Raw genomic sequence first — 16,768 nt, 5'->3', positions numbered from 1 at the left:
GCTGCCTGTTGCTACTTCGTGCGCGGCGGCACGATCGTGCCGCCCGACTGCGCAGCTTCTTGCGTGTGCTGCATCTGCGGCATCATGTTGCTGTTCAGGTGGAACATCACCCAGAGCGATCCCGTCAGCGTGATCACCACCAGTGTCAGCGTGAACATCAGCGAAAGCATGTTCCAGCCGCCTTCCGATTTGGCGTTCATGTGCAGGAAGTAGATCATGTGCACGACGATCTGCACCGCGCCGATCAGCAGGATCACGATCGCGGTGGTCGACGACTTGTCGATCACCTTGCCCAGCACCAGCCAGAACGGCACCGCCGTCAGGAACACCGACAGCACGAAGCCCGTCAGGTAGCCGCCCAGCGTGGCGTGCGGCCCGATATCTTCCTCGTGGTGGTCGTGTCCGTGGTCATGGCCGTGGCCATCGACTGCATGGTCCTGTGCGCTCATGGCAACGTTCCCATCAGATAGACAAAGGTAAAGACGCCGATCCAGACAACGTCCAGAAAGTGCCAGAACATCGACAGGCACATCAGGCGGCGCTTGTTGGCGGTGATCAGCCCGTGGCGTCCCACCTGCAGCATCAGCACGATCAGCCAGACCAGCCCGAACGTCACGTGCAGGCCGTGCGTGCCGACCAGCGCGAAGAACGACGTCAGGAATGCGCTGCGCGTGGGCCCCGCGCCCTCGTGGATCAGGTGCGCGAATTCGTACAGCTCCACGGCCAGGAACGCCGCGCCGAACACGGCCGTGATGGCCAGCCAGATCTGCGTGCCGGCCACCCGGTTCTGCTGCAGTTGCAGCATCGCAAAGCCGTACGTGATCGACGACAGCAGCAGGAACGACGTGTTGAGCGCCACCAGCGGCAGCTCGAACAGCTCGGCGCCAGTGGGCCCGCCCGCGTACTCGCGCCCGAGCACGCCATAGGCCGCGAACAGGCACGCAAATATCAGGCAGTCGCTCATCAGGTAGAGCCAGAACCCCAGCAGCGTGCCGTTCTGCGGATGGTGCTCCTCGGTCAGATAGAACTGGAAGCCGCCCGGCGGAACCTCGTCCGCGCCGACCGTGCCGCTTGCCTGCATGGGTAGGGACGTATCAACCATGGCCTGCCATCATTTGAGTGCGCGCCGTTTCGGTCCGGACCACGACGTCGGCCGGAATGTAGTAGTCGCGCTTGTAGTTGAAGGTGTGGATGATTGCCGCGAGGAGGGTGGCCACGAACGCCGCGGCGACCAGCCACCAGATATGCCAGATCAGCCCAAAGCCCATCACCGTGCACAGCCCGGCCAGCACGATTCCCGCGGCCGTGTTCTTCGGCATGTGGATCGGGATGAATCCCTGCTGCGGACGATGGTAGCCGTTCTGCTTCATATGCCACCACGCATCGGTGTCGTGCACCACGGGCGTGAAGGCGAAGTTGTATTGCGGCGGCGGCGATGAAGTCGACCATTCCAGCGTGCGCGCGTCCCACGGGTCGCCGGTCAGGTCGCGCAGTTCCTCGCGGCGCATGAAGCTGACCACCAGCTGGATGATGAAGCACGCAATGCCCAGCGCGATCAGGAACGCGCCGAAGGCGGCGATCTGGAACCAGATCTGCAGCGATGGATCGTCGAAATGGTTCATGCGGCGCGTGACGCCCAGCAGGCCCAGCCAATAAAGCGGCATAAAGGCGAAGTAGAAGCCGGTGAGCCAGAACCAGAACGACGCCTTGCCCCACGACGACACCAGGCGATAGCCGAAGGCCTTCGGGAACCAGTACGAGATGCCGGCCATCAGGCCGAACAGCACGCCGCCGATGATCACGTTGTGGAAGTGGGCGATCAGGAACAGGCTGTTATGCAGCGAGAAGTCCGCCGGCGGCACCGCCAGCAGCACGCCGGTCATGCCGCCGATCACGAACGTCACCATGAAGCCCACCGTCCACAGCATCGGCGCCTCGAACTTGATCTTGCCGTGGTACATCGTGAACAGCCAGTTGAAGATTTTCGCCCCGGTGGGTATCGAGATGATCATCGTGGTGATGCCGAAGAACGAATTCACGCTCGCGCCGGATCCCATCGTGAAGAAGTGGTGCAGCCACACCAGGTACGACAGCACCGTGATCACCACCGTGGCGTACACCATCGACGCATAGCCGAACAGGCGCTTGCGGCTGAACGTGGCGGTCACCTCGGAAAACACGCCGAACACCGGCAGCACCAGAATGTAGACCTCGGGGTGTCCCCAGATCCAGATCAGGTTCACGTACAGCATCGCGCTGCCGCCCTGGTCCGCGGTGAAGAAGTTGGTGCCGACGTAGCGATCGAGCGACAGCAGCGCCAGCGCCGCGGTCAGCACCGGGAACGCGGCGATGATCAGCACATTGGTGCACAGCGACGTCCACGTGAAGATCGGCATGCGCATCAGCGTCATGCCCGGCGCGCGCATCTTGACGATCGTGACCAGCAGGTTGATACCCGATAAAAGTGTCCCGACACCGGCCACCTGTAATGCCCATATGTAGTAATCGACGCCGACGTCCGGACTATGCAGGATGCCCGACAGTGGTGGATACGCGAGCCAGCCCGTGCGCGCGAATTCGCCGACGAACAGCGACATCATCACCAGGATCGCACCGCCGGTGGTCATCCAGAAGCTGAAGTTGTTGAGGAACGGAAACGCGACGTCGCGCGCGCCGATCTGCAGCGGCACCACGAAGTTCATGAGCCCCGTCACCAGCGGCATCGCCACGAAGAAAATCATGATCACGCCGTGCGCGGTGAAGATCTGGTCGTAGTGATGCGGCGGCAGGTAGCCGAGGTTGTCGCCGAACGCCACGGCCTGCTGGATGCGCATCATGATGGCGTCGGCAAAGCCGCGCAGCAGCATCACGATGCCGAGCACCACATACATGATGCCGATCTTCTTGTGGTCGATGCTGGTGAACCACTCGCGCCACAGATAGCCCCACACGCGGTAGTACGTCAGCAGCGCCACCAGCGCGATGCCGCCGATCGCCACCGCGGCGAAGGTGGCCAGCAGGATAGGCTCGTGCAGCGGCACGGCTTCCCACGACAGCCGGCCAAAGATCAAGTTGGCGAGTTCGGAACGCTCGGGCATGGTTGTCACCTGGGCCTGTATTGACCAATTCTGGCCGATGAAGATTGGCGAAAACGTGAAAGCAAACGGGGCACGGCGATGCGCTAGCGCAACACTCGCCCGCCGTTGCCTGCGACGGCATCTGGCGCGAACACCGGTGCGACATCCGATGTATTGCTCGCGGTACAGATTTCCGCCGATGGATCGAACCTGGCGCGGATGCGATTCTGGTTCTGCGCCATGGTGTCCGCCACGCAGGCACCGCCGTCCACGCAACGGTTCAGGATCAGGTTGTAGAGACCCGGCGCCACGCTGGCGTAGCGCTGCACCGGCTCGCTCTCGCTGGGCTGGGCCAGTTTCAGATACGCGTCTTTGGATAACGGCGCGCCGGCCGATTTTGCCTGCTGCACCCAGCTGTCGAAATCGCCGCCGGACATGCCGTGAAACTTGAATCGCATGTGCGAGAAGCCCGCGCCGCTGTAGTTGGACGACATGCCGTCGTAGACGCCGGGCTTGTTGATCACCGCGTGCAGCTTGGTCTCCATGCCGGGCATCGCGTAGACCATGCCAGCCAGCGAGGGCACGAAGAACGCGTTCATGACCGAAGTGGACGTGATCCGGAAAGCGATCGGGCGATCTACCGGCGCGGCCAGTTCATTGACCGTGGCGATGCCCTGCTCGGGATAGAGAAACAGCCATTTCCAGTCCATCGCCACCACTTCCACCACCAGCGGCTTGGTGTCCGCGGCCACGGGCCGGCGGTCGTCGAGGCGCGTCAGGGGACGGTAGGGATCGAGCTGATGGGTACTGACCCAGGTCACCGCGCCCAACGCGATGATGATCAGCAGCGGCGCAGCCCAGATCGCCAGTTCCAGCACCGTGGAGTGGTCCCACTCGGGGTTGTAGTGGGCGTTGTTGGCGCTTTCGCGGTATCGCCACGCGAAGAGCAGTGTCAGGCATATCACCGGCACGATGATGAGCAGCATCAGGCATGTGGCGATGATGATCAAATCGCGCTGCCGAGCCGCCATGTCGCCTGCAGGCGACAACAGCACGGCGTTGCTACATCCCGCAAGGCCCACCAACATGGCGATTGCGGCACTTCGCAAAAGCAATTTTCCCGTCACACAAAACGTCGGCACAGCAGCTTCGAAGCGTCGCATGGTCTTGGAAGTGGCGTTTGATTAACGTCTGGGACTGTCTGACGTAGCAATCTTTCGATTTCCAATGGCAGTTTAGGCGCTATTCTTGTTACTGCGGGACTTTAAGTGATGTACGACATCCCTCCCGTCTTCGAGGAGACTCCACGATGGCCAGTCTGACCCACCAGCATCGCGCGTCGCCGACGGCACCTCCGGCGCCCGGACATCATGATGTGGCGCCTGCCGAAATTGCCACGGGCGTGGTGATAGGGCGAGCGTCGGAGTACTTCGACTTCTTCGTCTACGGCATTGCGTCGGTGCTGGTCTTCCCGACCGTGTATTTCCCGTTCGCCAGCGACCTGGCCGGGCTGCTGTACAGCTTCACGATCTTCTCGTTCGCCTTCATTGGCCGGCCATTCGGCACGGCGCTGTTCATGCGGATCCAGCGCCGATGGGGGCGCGGCGTCAAGCTCACCGCATCGCTGTTCCTGCTCGGCACGGCCACAGTTGGCATCGCGTTCCTCCCTGCGTATGCGTCGATCGGCAGCACCGCGATCTATCTGCTGTCGTTTTTCCGCTTCCTGCAGGGCATTGCGTTCGGCGGATCGTGGGATGGCCTGCCGTCTCTGCTGGCGCTGAACGCGCCGGAAGACAAGCGCGGCTGGTATGCGATGGTCGGCCAGCTTGGCGCGCCGACCGGCTTTATCGTCGCGGGCGCGCTGTTCCTGTTCCTGCACGCCAGCCTGACGCCGGCCGAATTTATCGATTGGGGCTGGCGCTATCCGTTCTACGTGGCCTTTGCCATCAACGTGGTGGCGTTGTTCGCGCGGCTGCGCCTGGTGGTCACGCACGAATACACGCGATTGCTGGAAGAGGACGAGCTGGAGCCGATCAGCACCTTGCAGATGGTCAACGCGCAGGGCTTCAATATCTTCCTCGGCGCCTTCGCGGCGTTGGCCAGCTACGCGCTGTTCCACCTGGTGACGGTGTTTCCGCTGTCCTGGGTGATCCTGCACAAGACGCAGGACATCAGCGATGTGCTGGCGATCCAGATCGTCGGCGCGTTCATCGCGTTCATCGGCACGCTGCTGTCGGGATGGATCGCCGACCGGATCGGCCGCCGCACCACGCTGGCGACGATGGCGGTGCTGATCGGCCTGTTCAGCCTTGCCACACCTTGGCTGCTCGGCGGCAATGCGCAGTTGCAGGACGTCTTCATCCTGGTGGGCTTCGGTCTGCTGGGTTTGTCCTACGGGCAGGCGGCCGGAGTGGTCACGTCCAACTTCGAGCGCAAGTTCCGCTATACCGGCGCGGCGCTGACCACGGACTTCGGCTGGCTGTTTGGCGCGGCGTTTGCCCCGCTGGTCGCGTTGGGGCTGTCGTCGCTGTTCGGGCTGGCCGCGGTCAGCCTGTATCTGCTGTCCGGCGTGGTGGGCACGCTGGTCGCGTTGCGGATCAACCGCGCGTTGGGGACGCCCGACGTTTGACTTCGCGTAGCGCGAATTCGACAAAAGCGCGCGCCGCCGCCGTGCGGTACGCGCCCTTGCGCTGCAGTAACGCCGCGTGCCGCGGCGGCAGCGGCAATTCCAGCTTGAGAATGCGCAGGTCTGCGTGACCGGCGGCGATGGCCGCCGGCAGCACCGTGGCGTGGCGCCCGCTGCGCACCGCATCGAGCACGGCACTGACCGAATTGGCTTCGAACGTGATGCGCGGCTCGATCCCGAGCGCGCCGAAGTAGCGTCCGATATAGGCGCGCGTGGCGAATTCCCGCGTCAGCATCGCCATCGATTCCCCGGCCAGCGCGGTCGCGCCCAATGCCGTGCGGCGGCGCGCCAGCGCATGCGTGGCGCCCACCATATATGCCAGCGGCTCTTCCATCAGCGGCGTGGCGTCGAGATCGGGCAACAGGATGTCGTCGAACGCGATGCCGATGTCGATCTGGTCGTCCGCAAGCATCGGCTCCACGCGCTCCTGCGGCATTTCGCGCAGGCTCAGCGTGATGTTTGGATACTCCGCGTTGAATGCGACGATCAGCGGCGCCACCAGATAGGGCGTGAAGGTGGGCGTGATCGCCAGGCGCAGGTTGCCGCGCGTGAGCTCGCCCACGTCGTGGATTGCGCGCTGGCCCGCTTCAAGGTCCTGCAGTGCGCGGCGGGCGTGGACGTAGTACGCCTGGCCAGCGTCCGTCAGCCGTACCATGCGACCGCTGCGGTCGAACAACGGCGCACCCAGCGATTCTTCCAGCTGCCGGATCTGCTGCGACAGCGTGGGTTGAGAGACGTGCAGGGTTTCCGCGGCCCGCGTGAAATTGCCGGCGTCGGCAACGGCCAGGAAGTAGCGAACGTGGCGCAGCAGCATGAGGTCCAACTATTGGTAAATCCAATGGACAGCATAATAAACCCGATATTGACCCAATAGAAAATTGTCGCCATGCTTTCGGGCGTCCACGATGGGGGAAATATTCGTGAAAGATCTGATTCAAGGCATTCTCAAGTTCCAGCGGGAGGAATTTCCGAAGCTGGCCACGCTGTTCCAGGAACTCGCCACGCAGCAGAGTCCCAGCACGCTGTTCATCGCTTGCTCGGACAGCCGCGTGGAGCCGGCGCTCTTGACGCAGAGCGAGCCGGGCAAGCTGTTCGTGATCCGCAATGCGGGCAATATCGTGCCGGCCTATGCGGTGCAGCCGGGCGGGGTTTCCGCCAGCGTCGAATACGCCGTGTCGGGCCTCAAGGTGCGCGACATCGTGATCTGCGGCCATTCGAACTGCGGCGCGATGACGGCGGTGGCGACCTGCCAGTGCCTGGACCACATGCCGTCGGTGGCGCAATGGCTGGAACACGCCAGCGGCGCGCGCAAGATCAGCCTGGCGCGCCCGCACGCCTCGGACCGGGAGCGCGTCGACGACATGGTGCGGGAAAACGTGATCGAGCAGCTTGCGCATTTGCGCACCCATCCGTGTGTCGCGCAGGCGCTGGCGGAGCGCCGCATCAACCTGCACGGCTGGGTCTATGACATTGGCTCGGGCGCCATCGATGCGCTCGACGGCAAGTCGGGCAAGTTCGTGCCGCTGGTGCAGTTTCCGGAGGTCAACGCCACCGACATCGCCTCATGATCGTCCGTCGCATCGTCGCCAATATCGCCACGCCGTCGCCCGCCGACGCGCAGCGCTTCTACCGCGATATCTTCGGGCTGGACCTGCTGATGGATCACGGCTGGATCGTCACCTATGGATCGAACGCGCGTATGTCGGTGCAGGTCAGCTTCGCCGCGGAAGGCGGGTCCGGTACGCCGGTGCCTGATCTTTCCATCGAGGTCGACGATCTCGATGAAGCGCTGGCGCGCGTGGCGGAGGCCGGCGTGCCGCTGGAATACGGGCCCGTTGACGAGCCGTGGGGCGTGCGCCGGTTCTTCGTGCGCGACCCGTTCGGCAAACTCGTCAACGTGCTGCACCATGCATGAATGGCGGACGTTCAATCTCGGGAAAAGTGGGGCAAACAGTGGGATGTACACGCTTGCACCCAAATGGCGTTAGTGTTGTGATGCACATTGGTCGCCATTCCGGCTGACATCTTTCCCATGCTGCTGCCCCCAATTCCCATCAATGAGTCCGCGCGCCTTGCCACGCTGGCATCGCTGAACATTCTCGATACGCCGCCGGAGGAACGCTTTGACCGCCTGACGCGGCTGGCCAAACGCCTGTTTGGCGTGCCAATCGCGCTGGTCAGCCTGATCGACGCAAATCGGCAGTGGTTTAAATCGTGCGATGGTCTCGATGTGCCGGAAAGCCCGCGCGACACCTCGTTTTGTGGCCACGCGATTTGCGAGGACGACATTCTGTTGATCCCCGATGCCACGCTGGATCCGCGCTTTCACGACAACCCGTTGGTGACCGGCGATCCGCACATCCGCTTCTATGCGGGGCGGCCGCTGTCCGCCCCCGATGGCATGAAGCTCGGCACGCTGTGCCTGATCGATCGCAAGCCGCGCGATTTCAGCGCCGAGGATCGCGCGCTGCTGCACGACCTTGCGCAGATGGCCGAGCAGGAACTGGCCGCAGTGCACATGGCGACGATGGACGAGCTGACGGCGCTGTCGAACCGCCGCGGCTTCACCATGCTGGGCCAGCATGCGATCGAGATGTGCCGGCGGCTGTCGCGGCCGGCCACGCTGGTGTTTTTCGACATGGACGGCTTCAAGCCCATCAACGACCGCTTTGGTCATGCCGAAGGCGATCGCGCCCTGCGCGCGTTTGGCGGAGAACTGCGTTCGGTGTTCCGCGAATCGGATGTGGTGGGGCGGCTTGGCGGCGACGAATTTGCGGTGCTGCTGACCAACACCGACAGCGCTGGATGCCAGGATGCACTGGCGCGCCTGCAGCGACAGGTGCAGGCGTGGAACCAACGCAATCCGCTCGGCTATGCGCTGCGCTACAGCGCAGGCGTGATCGGTTTCAATCCGCACTTCCACCGCAGCGTGGACGACCTGTTGGCCGAAGCTGACGCTGCCATGTATGTGAACAAGACCGAGCGCAAGCAGGGGCGGCAATGAGCGCTGGCGGGTGCGCGGTCAGGCGCACGTTGTAGCTGACTCGCGGCGCCTGCCTGTCGTTTCCGGAAACCTGAGCGCGCTTGCGGACGCTTCACGCGCGTTGCGCGTTTTCTTCCGGGAATTTCCGCGTGCGGTCAGCGCGGCCTCAGCGCCCTGCAGGCGCGGGGCGCTCGGGCGCCGCGCGCATGACGCTGGCGGCAATTTCGCGCGCCAGCGCATCGATGGCTTCGAGTTCTTCCTCGCCGATCACCGCCGGCATGCGCACCGCACCCCAGTCGCCGTAGATCAGCGCGATGCAGCGGTTGCGCATTTTCACGGGCGCCAGCACCACCGAGCGCGCGTCGGGAATCGCATCGCGATACCAGCGCGGCATGCGGTGCGCCACTTCGGGATCGAAGGTGTCCTCGATCAGCAGCGGCCGACCGGACAGGCCCGCAAAGTGGAAAACATCGGGCACGAAGCCTTCCTCGAAGGACAGCGCGGGCAGCACCTCGCGCATGCCGTCGCCAAAGCCCAGCCGCGCATGGAAATGCCGCGTCTTCGGATTCAGCATCATCAGGAAGCAGCGCGAGAAATCGAGCGCGCGCATGCTGGATTCGAGCACCATCGGCGCCAGTTGCGATACCGACAGGCCGGCGCCTTCGCGGCGCACCTCGGCAAGCCCCTGGCGCAGGCGATCGAGCACGTTCACGGGCTGCGGTCCGGGCGACGCGCCGTCGGCCGGCGCCGCGGCTTCGGAGGCAACGATCGACGTGTTGAGCACTTCCGCCTGACTGACGGCCACGCTGACATCGGCGTGGTTCAGTCCCAACATCTTCGCGTGCGACGTCAGCAAGGCCGAGACCGATTCCGGCGAGCCTTCGCGCACCATCGTCACCGCCGCTTCGGACGATACATGGGCAATCGCGGCCAGCCAGTCGGCGTGGGTTTCGAGCACGGTGTCCGTAGTCAGCGTGCGCGGCTTCATCGCGTTGGCGATCAGCCCCGGCAACCGCCATTTCTGTGCGGCCGCCTCGGCGATGTCTTCGAGCGAGATGCCGAGCACTTCCTGCGCGGCCTCGTTTTCGGTCATCGGATGCGCGGCGCACATGGCCTCCACGCGCTCCCATTCCTCGGGAAAGTAGAACACCAGCAGTAGCCGGCTCATGTGGTGCATCAGCGTGCAGACGACGGCTTCTTCGCCTTCGTTGATGCCGTGCGCCTGGCTCAGCGCGCGCGTAATCTCGCCCGCCACCAGCGCGCGCTGCAGCGCCTTGGCCGCCTGCGGGCGCTTGGGCGCCACGCCGTGGAAATAATCGAGCAGTTGGATGCCGAGCGTCAGATGGCTGATGGCCTCCACGCCAAGCACCAGAATCGCCCGCGACACGGTGGTGACCTCGCCGCCAAACGATCGGTACATGGCCGAATTGGCCAGCCGGATCACCTTCTGCGACAGACTGAAATCGGACAGCACGCTGGTGGCCATCTCGCCGACCGTCAGGTCCGCGTTCAGGGTCTTGAAGATGTTGTCGACGCAGTACTGCAGCGTGGGGAAGTCACCTTGCTGCGCCATGCGGGCCCACAAGGTCTCCAGGAATTCGGCCTTGGATTTCACGGCGCCACCCGCTGCGTGAAGACTTCGTCCAGGCCCATCACCAGCTTGCCGTCGAGCACGGCGTTCTCGAAATCGGCCGGGCTCAGCGCGCGCGCGTAGCGCCAACCCTGCACCAGATCGCAGCCTTGCGCGGCCAGCAACTGGCCTTGCGCATCGGTTTCCACGCCTTCGGCGATGGCAACCAGGCCCAGTTCGCGCGCCAGCGACAGCACGGCGGATACGATGGTGCGGGCGTGCGGGGAATCGATCATGTCAGCCACGAAGCTGCGGTCTACCTTGAGCGCGGACAGCGGGAAGCGGCGCAGATACGACAGGCTCGAATAGCCGGTGCCGAAATCGTCGACGGCAAAGCGGATGCCCAGCGCGCGCAGCGACAGCAGCAGTTGCTCGGCGGCCTCGGGGTCCGTCATCAGCGCGCTTTCGGTGATCTCCAGCACCAGGCGGTCGGCGCCGATGCCGGCGTCCTGGATGGCGTTGCGCACGCTATCGAAGAAATTGGGATGCAGGAACTGCACGGCCGAAACATTGACCGACATGTGGCCCACATGAATGCCCAGCGCATCCCACGCGGCCAGTTGCGCGCAGGCGCACCGCAGCGCCCAGGCGCCCAGATGCTTGATCAGTCCGTTCTTTTCCGCCACCGGGATGAAGACGTCGGGGCGGATGTCCTCGCCGCCGTGATCCCAGCGCATCAGCGCTTCCACCGCGCAGATCTGGCCCGATCCGGGCCACACGATCGGCTGGTAATGCAGCAGGAATTCGCCGCTCTGCACGGCCTCGAACATGCTCTGTTCGATGCGGAACTGCTCATCGAGCCGCCGTTCCAGTTCCGGCGAATAGACGCAATAGCGGTTCTTGCCCAGCGCCTTGGCCTCGTACATGGCCAGGTCGGCGCGCCGCAGCCATTGCGATTCGCTCTGCGACGTGCTGTGGGAAAACGTCAGCCCGATGCTGGTGGTGATGCGCACATGGCAGCCCGCCAGCAGGAACGGCTGGCGACAGACGTGGATCACGCGCTCGAGGATCCGCACGGCCTCGGCCTCGGATTCCAGGCCATCGAGCATCAGCACGAATTCGTCGCCGCCCAGCCGCGCCACGCTGCGCCGGGTGCGCACGGTGTCTTGCAGGCGCGCGCCCACTTCCTTGAGCAGCGCATCGCCAAGCTCGTGGCCGAGCGAGTCGTTGATGTTCTTGAATCCGTCCAGATCCATCAGCGCCAGCGCGAACGACTGGCCTGACGCCTGGCCGGACGTGCATTCCTCGATCCGCTTGCGGATATAGGCGCGGTTGCCTACGCCCGTCAGCGGGTCCAGGAAGGCACGCTCGGTCAGCTGGCGCTCGGATTCCACCCAGTCCGTCACGTCGTAGCCGAACAGCAGCAGGCTGGCCGGGCCGTCGCTGCCGTGATGATGCGCCACGCGCAGGTCGATCCAGCCCGGGCCGCCGATGCCGCCGGCCATGCGCACACGCTCGCGGCGCGCCTGATGGTCCTGCGCACAACCCTGCAGCATCTGCATCACGCGCTCGCGCGATTCCAGCGCGAACAGGTCCAGCACGGAGATATGGAGCAGGTAGTCGAGCGGATAGACCAGCAGATCGGCGGTGGTTTCGGTCGCCTCAAGGATGCGTCCCTGGACGTCGACCCGCATCGCCAGCGCGCCGGAAGCCTCGAGCAACGCCCAGGCGTCGCCCCCGGAAGAGGCGGCGCCCGGCGCCCGCCGGTCGGCGGAGTCGGGTGCCAGGGCAACATCGTATGCAAGCGCGGTCATGTATTTGTTCTGGCCGAAATCCCGTTAGCGCAGGACTGATATCGGATGAAATGCTCTGAAACTGAAATGCCGGTGCGCTCCGGACCGTGCCGCGGGCAAAACCCCGTTTTGGCAAAATCCGCTGTTTTCGCAAAACCAGTCCGAGGCGAATCCGGGCCCGGAACATGACCTCTGGCTTTGACGCCACAAAATGAGCGACAGCGGCGATTCTAATACGACCTTGCATCCGGCTGAACGCCGCTTGGGTCAACGGATTGAGGGATCGGCGCGGCTACAACAGGCGGCGTTGGCGGCGCTCGCCCAAAATGCGTCAGGATTGACACGTCAAGGGAAAATCCGTGACACTCGAAGCCATGACCCGTTTCGGCCTGCAAATTTTCGCGATTATTCGCACCATTCCTCGAATGGTGGGTTAGCGCGCGTCCGAAACAGACACATCAACCCGCCCAACGAGGCGGGTTTTTTGTTGCCGGCCTCCTTGGGAAAATCCCTTTCAGACAGGAGCGCCAATGCCGTCCACCCATGCCTTTCATGCCCGAACCACCTCGCCTGCGGCCGTTTTGCATGCCGATGGCGCACTGATCGATGCCGATGACTACCTGCGGCGGATCCTGACCGCGCGCGTCTATGACGTGGCGCGCGAGACCGCGCTGGAACTGGCCGGCGCGCTGTCTGCGCGGCTCGGGCATCAGGTATGGCTCAAGCGCGAGGACCATCAGCCGGTGTTCTCGTTCAAGGTGCGCGGCGCCTATAACAAAATGGCCAACCTGCCGGCCGATGCGCTGGCGCGCGGCGTGATCACCGCATCGGCCGGCAACCACGCGCAGGGTGTGGCGCTGTCGGCCGCGCGGCTTGGCGTGCGCGCAGTCATCGTGGTGCCGCAAACCGCGCCGCAGGTGAAGGTGGATGCCGTGCGCGCCCACGGCGGCCGGATGGTGGAAGTGGTCCTGGCCGGGGAGTCATATTCCGACGCATACGACCACGCAGTGGCGTTGCAGCAAGAGCAGGCGCTTACCTTCATCCCGGCGTTCGACGATCCCGACGTGATCGCGGGGCAGGGCACGGTGGGTATGGAAATCCTGCGGCAGCACCGCGGCCCGCTCGATGCCGTGTTCGTGCCGATCGGCGGCGGCAGCCTGGCCGCCGGCGTGGCGTCCTATATCAAGGCGGTGCGTCCGGAGGTTCGGGTGATCGGCGTACAGACCGACGATTCCTGCGCGATGGCGCAGTCGATCGCGGCCGGCGAGCGCGTGACGCTGGCGTCGGTGGGGCTGTTCTCCGATGGCACGGCGGTCAAGCGGGTGGGCGAAGAAACCTTCCGGCTATGCCGCCATCTGCTCGACGACGTGCTGACGGTCAGCACCGATGCGCTGTGCGCGGCCATCAAGGACATCTTCCAGGACACGCGCAGCCTGGTGGAACCGGCCGGCGCGCTGGCCGTGGCCGGGCTGAAGCAATATGCGCAACGCCTGCCGCAAGGTGCGCCACGGGCGCTGGCGGCCATCACATCGGGCGCCAATATGAATTTCGATCGCTTGCGGATCGTCGCGGAACGCGCCGAAGTGGTGGAGGCCGCCGCCCGCTGACAACGACGACGGGGGCCCACCTGCCGTGGCCCGGCAACGTCAGGACTGGAAGTCCTCGGCGTCCACGTCGTAGTTGGCCGGTTCCCAGCGGATCGCCAGCAGGGCGATCAAGCCGGCCAGCGGCGCCAGCGCGATCACCCAGAACACCTTGGTGCTCAGCGCGGCGGCCAGTACCGGGAACAGGAACAGCGACGCGGTGGAGCTGGCGCGCATCAGCGTCTGGTTGAAGCCCACGCCAACGCCGCGCAGCGATGTCGGGTAGCTCAGCGAGGCGTACGTCATGGTATGCGCGCCCGGACCAAAGCCCTGGCCCAGCAGGAACAGCGCCAGGAACGCAAGGGCGATCGCCACCTGCACGCCGCCGGCCGGCTTGCCCACCAGCGCCAAGCCGACCAGTGCGGCCAGCTGGAACGCGTAGCCGGTCACGGTCAGCTTCCAGGCGCCGGTCTTCGGCACCAGGTGCACGCCAATCAGGCCGCCCACAAAGGCGAACAGCAGGTTCAGCGCCAGCGACATCAGGATCGTGGTCAGCATGGTCTGGGCCAGGAAGCTCGCGATGATCACCGGCAGCCCGAACGCCACGGCGTTATAGGCGAACGACGAGGCGATCGACATGATCGTGGCCAGCGTGGTGCGGCGCGCGTAGACGCCCTTGAGCAGCAGGCCGTAGTTGCGCCACGAAGCCGGGCGCTTGGGCGGCTCGACCACGGCGTCGGCCGCTACCACGGCGTCGATGCCATAGGACGTGCGCAGGATCTTGGCGGCGCCGTCGAGATCGCCCTGGTTGGCGGCCCACACCGGCGATTCGCTCATGTAGCGGCTGCGCACGGCGATGATGATCAGCGCCGGCACCGCGCCGAAGCCGAGGATGATGCGCCACAGCAGATTGCTGTGCGATGCCGGCAGGATCGCGTAGCAGCCCAGCACCAGCAGATACGACACGCAGATGGCCGCATACCAGGTGGGGCACCACATCGCCACCCGCGCGGCCTTGTTGCCATGCCCCTTGAGCTTGGAGAATTCCGCCAGGAAGGCCATCGCCACCGGCAGGTCGATGCCGACCCCGAGCCCCATCACGAAGCGCGCGCCGGCCAGCACGTATTCGTTCGGCGCCAGCGCGCAGGCGATGGCGGCGATCACGAAGCACAGCATGTCCGCCATGAACACGCGATAGCGGCCGATCCGGTCGGTGAAATAGCCACCCAGGAAAGCGCCGACGATCGCGCCGAACGTGATGGCCGAGGCGACCATGCCGGTGCCGGCCGGCGTCAGGTTGAATTCGCGGCTGACGTCCGTCAGGCCGAAGGCCAGCGCACCCAGGTCATAGGCATCGAGAAAGATGCCGCCCAGCGCGATGGCCACTACGATGCGGGCATTGCTGACCGAAGCGCCGCCCTCGTTGACGAGTTTGGCGACGTCGGCGGCGCTGCGGATAACGGCTTTCGGTGGTGCGGCCGTCTGGCTGGCCGCCTCTGCGGCGCCGGGCGACAGGGCGAGATCGACTGACATTGGTATGGTTTCTTGTTGGCGGAACTGGGATGGCGAGCAGAAGGCGAGCACCTCCCTGGCCTCGCCCGATCAGGGCGGGATCGTACGACAACGGCCGCGTCAGCCCAAATGCATTGTTGTTATATCTTTAGATCAGCGCACGGGGCGGCCAAGAAAATCAAGGCTGTCCCGCTCATGCAAGGTGGCCGTGTTGTACGATCTCTGCCAGATTCCGACATTTGCCCATTCGATCGAAAACGGAGACATCGAGCATGGAAAAGCAGGCAAGAGTGGCGCTGGTCACGGGCGCGGCGCGCGGCATCGGCAAGGCGGTGGCGCAGGCGTTGCTGGCCGACGGCTATCGGGTGGTGCTGGCCGGACGCACCGCCGAGACGCTCGTGGCGTTGGCGGACGCGGCCAATGCGGCGGGCCAGTCCGCGCTGGCGGTACAGTGCGATGTCAGCCAGCCCGATTCGGTCGACGCCATGTATGCCACGGTGCGCGAGCGCTTCGGACGGCTCGACGTGCTGTTCAATAACGCGGGCGTCAATGCGCCGGCGCTGTGTATCGACGAACTGTCTTTCGAACAATGGAAGGCCGTGCTGGACACCAACCTGACCGGCGCGTTTCTGTGCGCGCGCGGCGCCTTCGCGCTGATGAAATCGCAGGATCCGCGTGGCGGCCGCATCATCAACAACGGATCGATCTCGGCCCACGCGCCGCGCCCCAACACGGTGCCCTACACGGCCACCAAGCACGCGATCACGGGTTTGACCAAAAGCCTGTCGCTCGACGGCCGGCCCTATGACATTGCCTGCGGCCAGATCGACATCGGCAACGCGGGGACCGACATGGCGAACCGCATGGCGCGGGGCGTGCCGCAGGCCAACGGCGAGATTCGCCCGGAACCGCTGATCGATGTGGCGCACATTGCAAGCTCTGTGTTGCACATGGCCAATCTGCCGCTCGACGCCAACGTCCAGTTCATGACCGTGATGGCCACCAAGATGCCGTTCGTCGGGCGCGGCTGAGGCCCGTTCTCCCGGCCGAGACTCAGTGCGCGCCGCCGCGTCCGGCCATGAACGCTGCCGCATCGGCGGCCGTCATGCCGCGGCTGTCGCGCGCATCGGGATTGGCGCCGTGCGCCTTCAACAGCTCGACGATCTCGGTGCGCTGGAACATCGCCGCCGTCATCAGCGCGGTGCGGCCATCGGGCGAAGCGCCTTCCACGTCGGCGCCGTGCGCCAGCAGGATTTCGACGATGTCCTTGAAGCCCTTGTAGGCGGCGCCGGCAATCGGCGTCTGTCCCATGGCGTTGCGGATATCGGGCGACGCGCCGGCTTGCAGCAGCGTGCGCAGCGCGTCGGCGTGGCCGTGATAGGCGGCCAGCATCGCCAGCGTGTCGCCTTTTTCGTTGCGCAGGTTGGGCGGCATGCCGCGCGCGATCAGCGCAGCGAGCGCCGCGGCATCGCCATTGCGGGCCAGATCGAACACCTGCCCAAGCGCGGCGATCATGCGGGCTTCCTCATCCGCAGTCATGGTGGGAGATTGCGTGTTGTCCATC

Annotated in this window: 14 protein-coding genes and 1 pseudogene; 6 read left to right on the top strand and 9 right to left on the bottom strand. The window is 64.8% G+C overall.

The window, feature by feature from the left end:
* Positions 1-11: 11 nt before the first annotated feature.
* The 4 genes from cyoD to cyoA form a co-directional block, all read right to left on the bottom strand.
* Entirely contained in the window at positions 12-449 is a 438-nt protein-coding gene (gene cyoD, locus AC1RKI_RS21920; RefSeq protein WP_061953803.1) for a cytochrome o ubiquinol oxidase subunit IV, read from the bottom strand.
* Positions 446-1,102 (bottom strand): cytochrome o ubiquinol oxidase subunit III, encoded by a 657-nt coding sequence (gene cyoC / locus AC1RKI_RS21915; protein WP_061953801.1) that lies wholly within the window; start codon positions 1,100-1,102, stop codon positions 446-448. Before cyoC ends, cyoD begins: the two co-directional genes overlap by 4 nt.
* Complete coding sequence (gene cyoB, locus AC1RKI_RS21910) at positions 1,095-3,098, bottom strand: cytochrome o ubiquinol oxidase subunit I (protein WP_061953798.1); 2,004 nt, start codon at positions 3,096-3,098, stop codon at positions 1,095-1,097. The genes cyoC and cyoB overlap by 8 nt, the downstream gene beginning before the upstream one ends.
* A gap of 83 nt (positions 3,099-3,181) precedes the next feature.
* Positions 3,182-4,240, bottom strand: coding sequence for a ubiquinol oxidase subunit II (gene cyoA, locus AC1RKI_RS21905; RefSeq protein ID WP_061953796.1), 1,059 nt, complete (start codon positions 4,238-4,240; stop codon positions 3,182-3,184).
* A 146-nt stretch (positions 4,241-4,386) separates the two neighbouring features.
* Here cyoA and AC1RKI_RS21900 point away from each other — a divergent pair, with 146 nt between their 5' ends.
* Positions 4,387-5,706 (top strand): MFS transporter, encoded by a 1,320-nt coding sequence (locus AC1RKI_RS21900; RefSeq protein WP_061953794.1) that lies wholly within the window; start codon positions 4,387-4,389, stop codon positions 5,704-5,706.
* On the opposite strand, the gene cynR is transcribed toward AC1RKI_RS21900, so the two are convergent.
* The gene (cynR, locus tag AC1RKI_RS21895) at positions 5,675-6,577 is read right to left on the bottom strand and encodes a transcriptional regulator CynR (RefSeq protein WP_061953792.1); all 903 of its coding nucleotides are present in this window, start codon (positions 6,575-6,577) and stop codon (positions 5,675-5,677) included. The two genes, AC1RKI_RS21900 and cynR, sit on opposite strands and share 32 nt — an antisense overlap.
* 106 nt (positions 6,578-6,683) lie before the next feature.
* On the opposite strand from cynR, the gene AC1RKI_RS21890 reads away from it, so the two are divergent.
* The 3 genes from AC1RKI_RS21890 (at position 6,684) to AC1RKI_RS21880 (ending at position 8,767) form a co-directional block, all read left to right on the top strand.
* Entirely contained in the window at positions 6,684-7,331 is a 648-nt protein-coding gene (locus tag AC1RKI_RS21890; RefSeq protein ID WP_061953986.1) for a carbonic anhydrase, read from the top strand.
* A complete protein-coding gene (locus tag AC1RKI_RS21885; RefSeq protein WP_061953790.1) occupies positions 7,328-7,678 on the top strand; it encodes a VOC family protein in 351 nt (116 codons plus the stop codon). Before AC1RKI_RS21890 ends, AC1RKI_RS21885 begins: the two co-directional genes overlap by 4 nt.
* A gap of 117 nt (positions 7,679-7,795) precedes the next feature.
* A complete protein-coding gene (locus tag AC1RKI_RS21880) occupies positions 7,796-8,767 on the top strand; it encodes a GGDEF domain-containing protein (RefSeq protein ID WP_061953788.1) in 972 nt (323 codons plus the stop codon).
* A 145-nt stretch (positions 8,768-8,912) separates the two neighbouring features.
* On the opposite strand, the gene AC1RKI_RS21875 is transcribed toward AC1RKI_RS21880, so the two are convergent.
* Both AC1RKI_RS21875 and AC1RKI_RS21870 read right to left on the bottom strand, forming a co-directional pair.
* A complete protein-coding gene (locus AC1RKI_RS21875; protein ID WP_223506260.1) occupies positions 8,913-10,361 on the bottom strand; it encodes an HDOD domain-containing protein in 1,449 nt (482 codons plus the stop codon).
* Positions 10,358-12,130, bottom strand: a complete 1,773-nt coding sequence (locus tag AC1RKI_RS21870) for a putative bifunctional diguanylate cyclase/phosphodiesterase (protein ID WP_061953786.1) — start codon at positions 12,128-12,130, stop codon at positions 10,358-10,360. The genes AC1RKI_RS21875 and AC1RKI_RS21870 overlap by 4 nt, the downstream gene beginning before the upstream one ends.
* A 581-nt stretch (positions 12,131-12,711) precedes the next feature.
* Between AC1RKI_RS21870 and ilvA the strand changes: the two are divergent.
* Positions 12,712-13,704, top strand: a pseudogene (ilvA, locus tag AC1RKI_RS21865) (threonine ammonia-lyase, biosynthetic); the annotation flags it as partial.
* A 51-nt stretch (positions 13,705-13,755) separates the two neighbouring features.
* Here ilvA and AC1RKI_RS21860 read toward each other — a convergent pair.
* The gene (locus tag AC1RKI_RS21860) at positions 13,756-15,225 is read right to left on the bottom strand and encodes an MFS transporter (RefSeq protein ID WP_492797086.1); all 1,470 of its coding nucleotides are present in this window, start codon (positions 15,223-15,225) and stop codon (positions 13,756-13,758) included.
* A 251-nt stretch (positions 15,226-15,476) separates the two neighbouring features.
* Between AC1RKI_RS21860 and AC1RKI_RS21855 the strand changes: the two genes are divergently transcribed.
* Positions 15,477-16,235 carry an SDR family oxidoreductase gene (locus tag AC1RKI_RS21855; protein WP_244788377.1) on the top strand — a complete coding sequence of 253 codons (759 nt, stop codon included), beginning with the start codon at positions 15,477-15,479 and terminating at the stop codon, positions 16,233-16,235.
* Positions 16,236-16,257: 22 nt separating this feature from the next.
* On the opposite strand, the gene AC1RKI_RS21850 is transcribed toward AC1RKI_RS21855, so the two are convergent.
* A complete protein-coding gene (locus AC1RKI_RS21850) occupies positions 16,258-16,743 on the bottom strand; it encodes an ankyrin repeat domain-containing protein (protein ID WP_084003837.1) in 486 nt (161 codons plus the stop codon).
* Positions 16,744-16,768: the final 25 nt, after the last annotated feature.

The sequence above is a fragment of the Cupriavidus sp. GW822-FHT06G04 genome, assembly GCF_058799075.1.
Note: the sequence above shows the minus strand (reverse complement) of the source record. Positions and strands in the feature narration are given on the sequence as shown.

Coding starts and splice junctions, on each gene's coding strand:
- AC1RKI_RS21850 (WP_084003837.1), bottom strand. CDS start 16,743: ATGACTGCGGATGAGGAAGCCCGCATGATCGCCGCGCTTGGGCAGGTG.
- AC1RKI_RS21860 (WP_492797086.1), bottom strand. CDS start 15,225: ATGTCAGTCGATCTCGCCCTGTCGCCCGGCGCCGCAGAGGCGGCCAGC.
- AC1RKI_RS21870 (WP_061953786.1), bottom strand. CDS start 12,130: ATGACCGCGCTTGCATACGATGTTGCCCTGGCACCCGACTCCGCCGAC.
- AC1RKI_RS21880 (WP_061953788.1), top strand. CDS start 7,796: ATGCTGCTGCCCCCAATTCCCATCAATGAGTCCGCGCGCCTTGCCACG.
- cynR (WP_061953792.1), bottom strand. CDS start 6,577: ATGCTGCTGCGCCACGTTCGCTACTTCCTGGCCGTTGCCGACGCCGGC.
- AC1RKI_RS21900 (WP_061953794.1), top strand. CDS start 4,387: ATGGCCAGTCTGACCCACCAGCATCGCGCGTCGCCGACGGCACCTCCG.
- AC1RKI_RS21885 (WP_061953790.1), top strand. CDS start 7,328: ATGATCGTCCGTCGCATCGTCGCCAATATCGCCACGCCGTCGCCCGCC.
- cyoD (WP_061953803.1), bottom strand. CDS start 449: ATGAGCGCACAGGACCATGCAGTCGATGGCCACGGCCATGACCACGGA.
- AC1RKI_RS21855 (WP_244788377.1), top strand. CDS start 15,477: ATGGAAAAGCAGGCAAGAGTGGCGCTGGTCACGGGCGCGGCGCGCGGC.
- cyoB (WP_061953798.1), bottom strand. CDS start 3,098: ATGCCCGAGCGTTCCGAACTCGCCAACTTGATCTTTGGCCGGCTGTCG.
- cyoA (WP_061953796.1), bottom strand. CDS start 4,240: ATGCGACGCTTCGAAGCTGCTGTGCCGACGTTTTGTGTGACGGGAAAA.
- cyoC (WP_061953801.1), bottom strand. CDS start 1,102: ATGGTTGATACGTCCCTACCCATGCAGGCAAGCGGCACGGTCGGCGCG.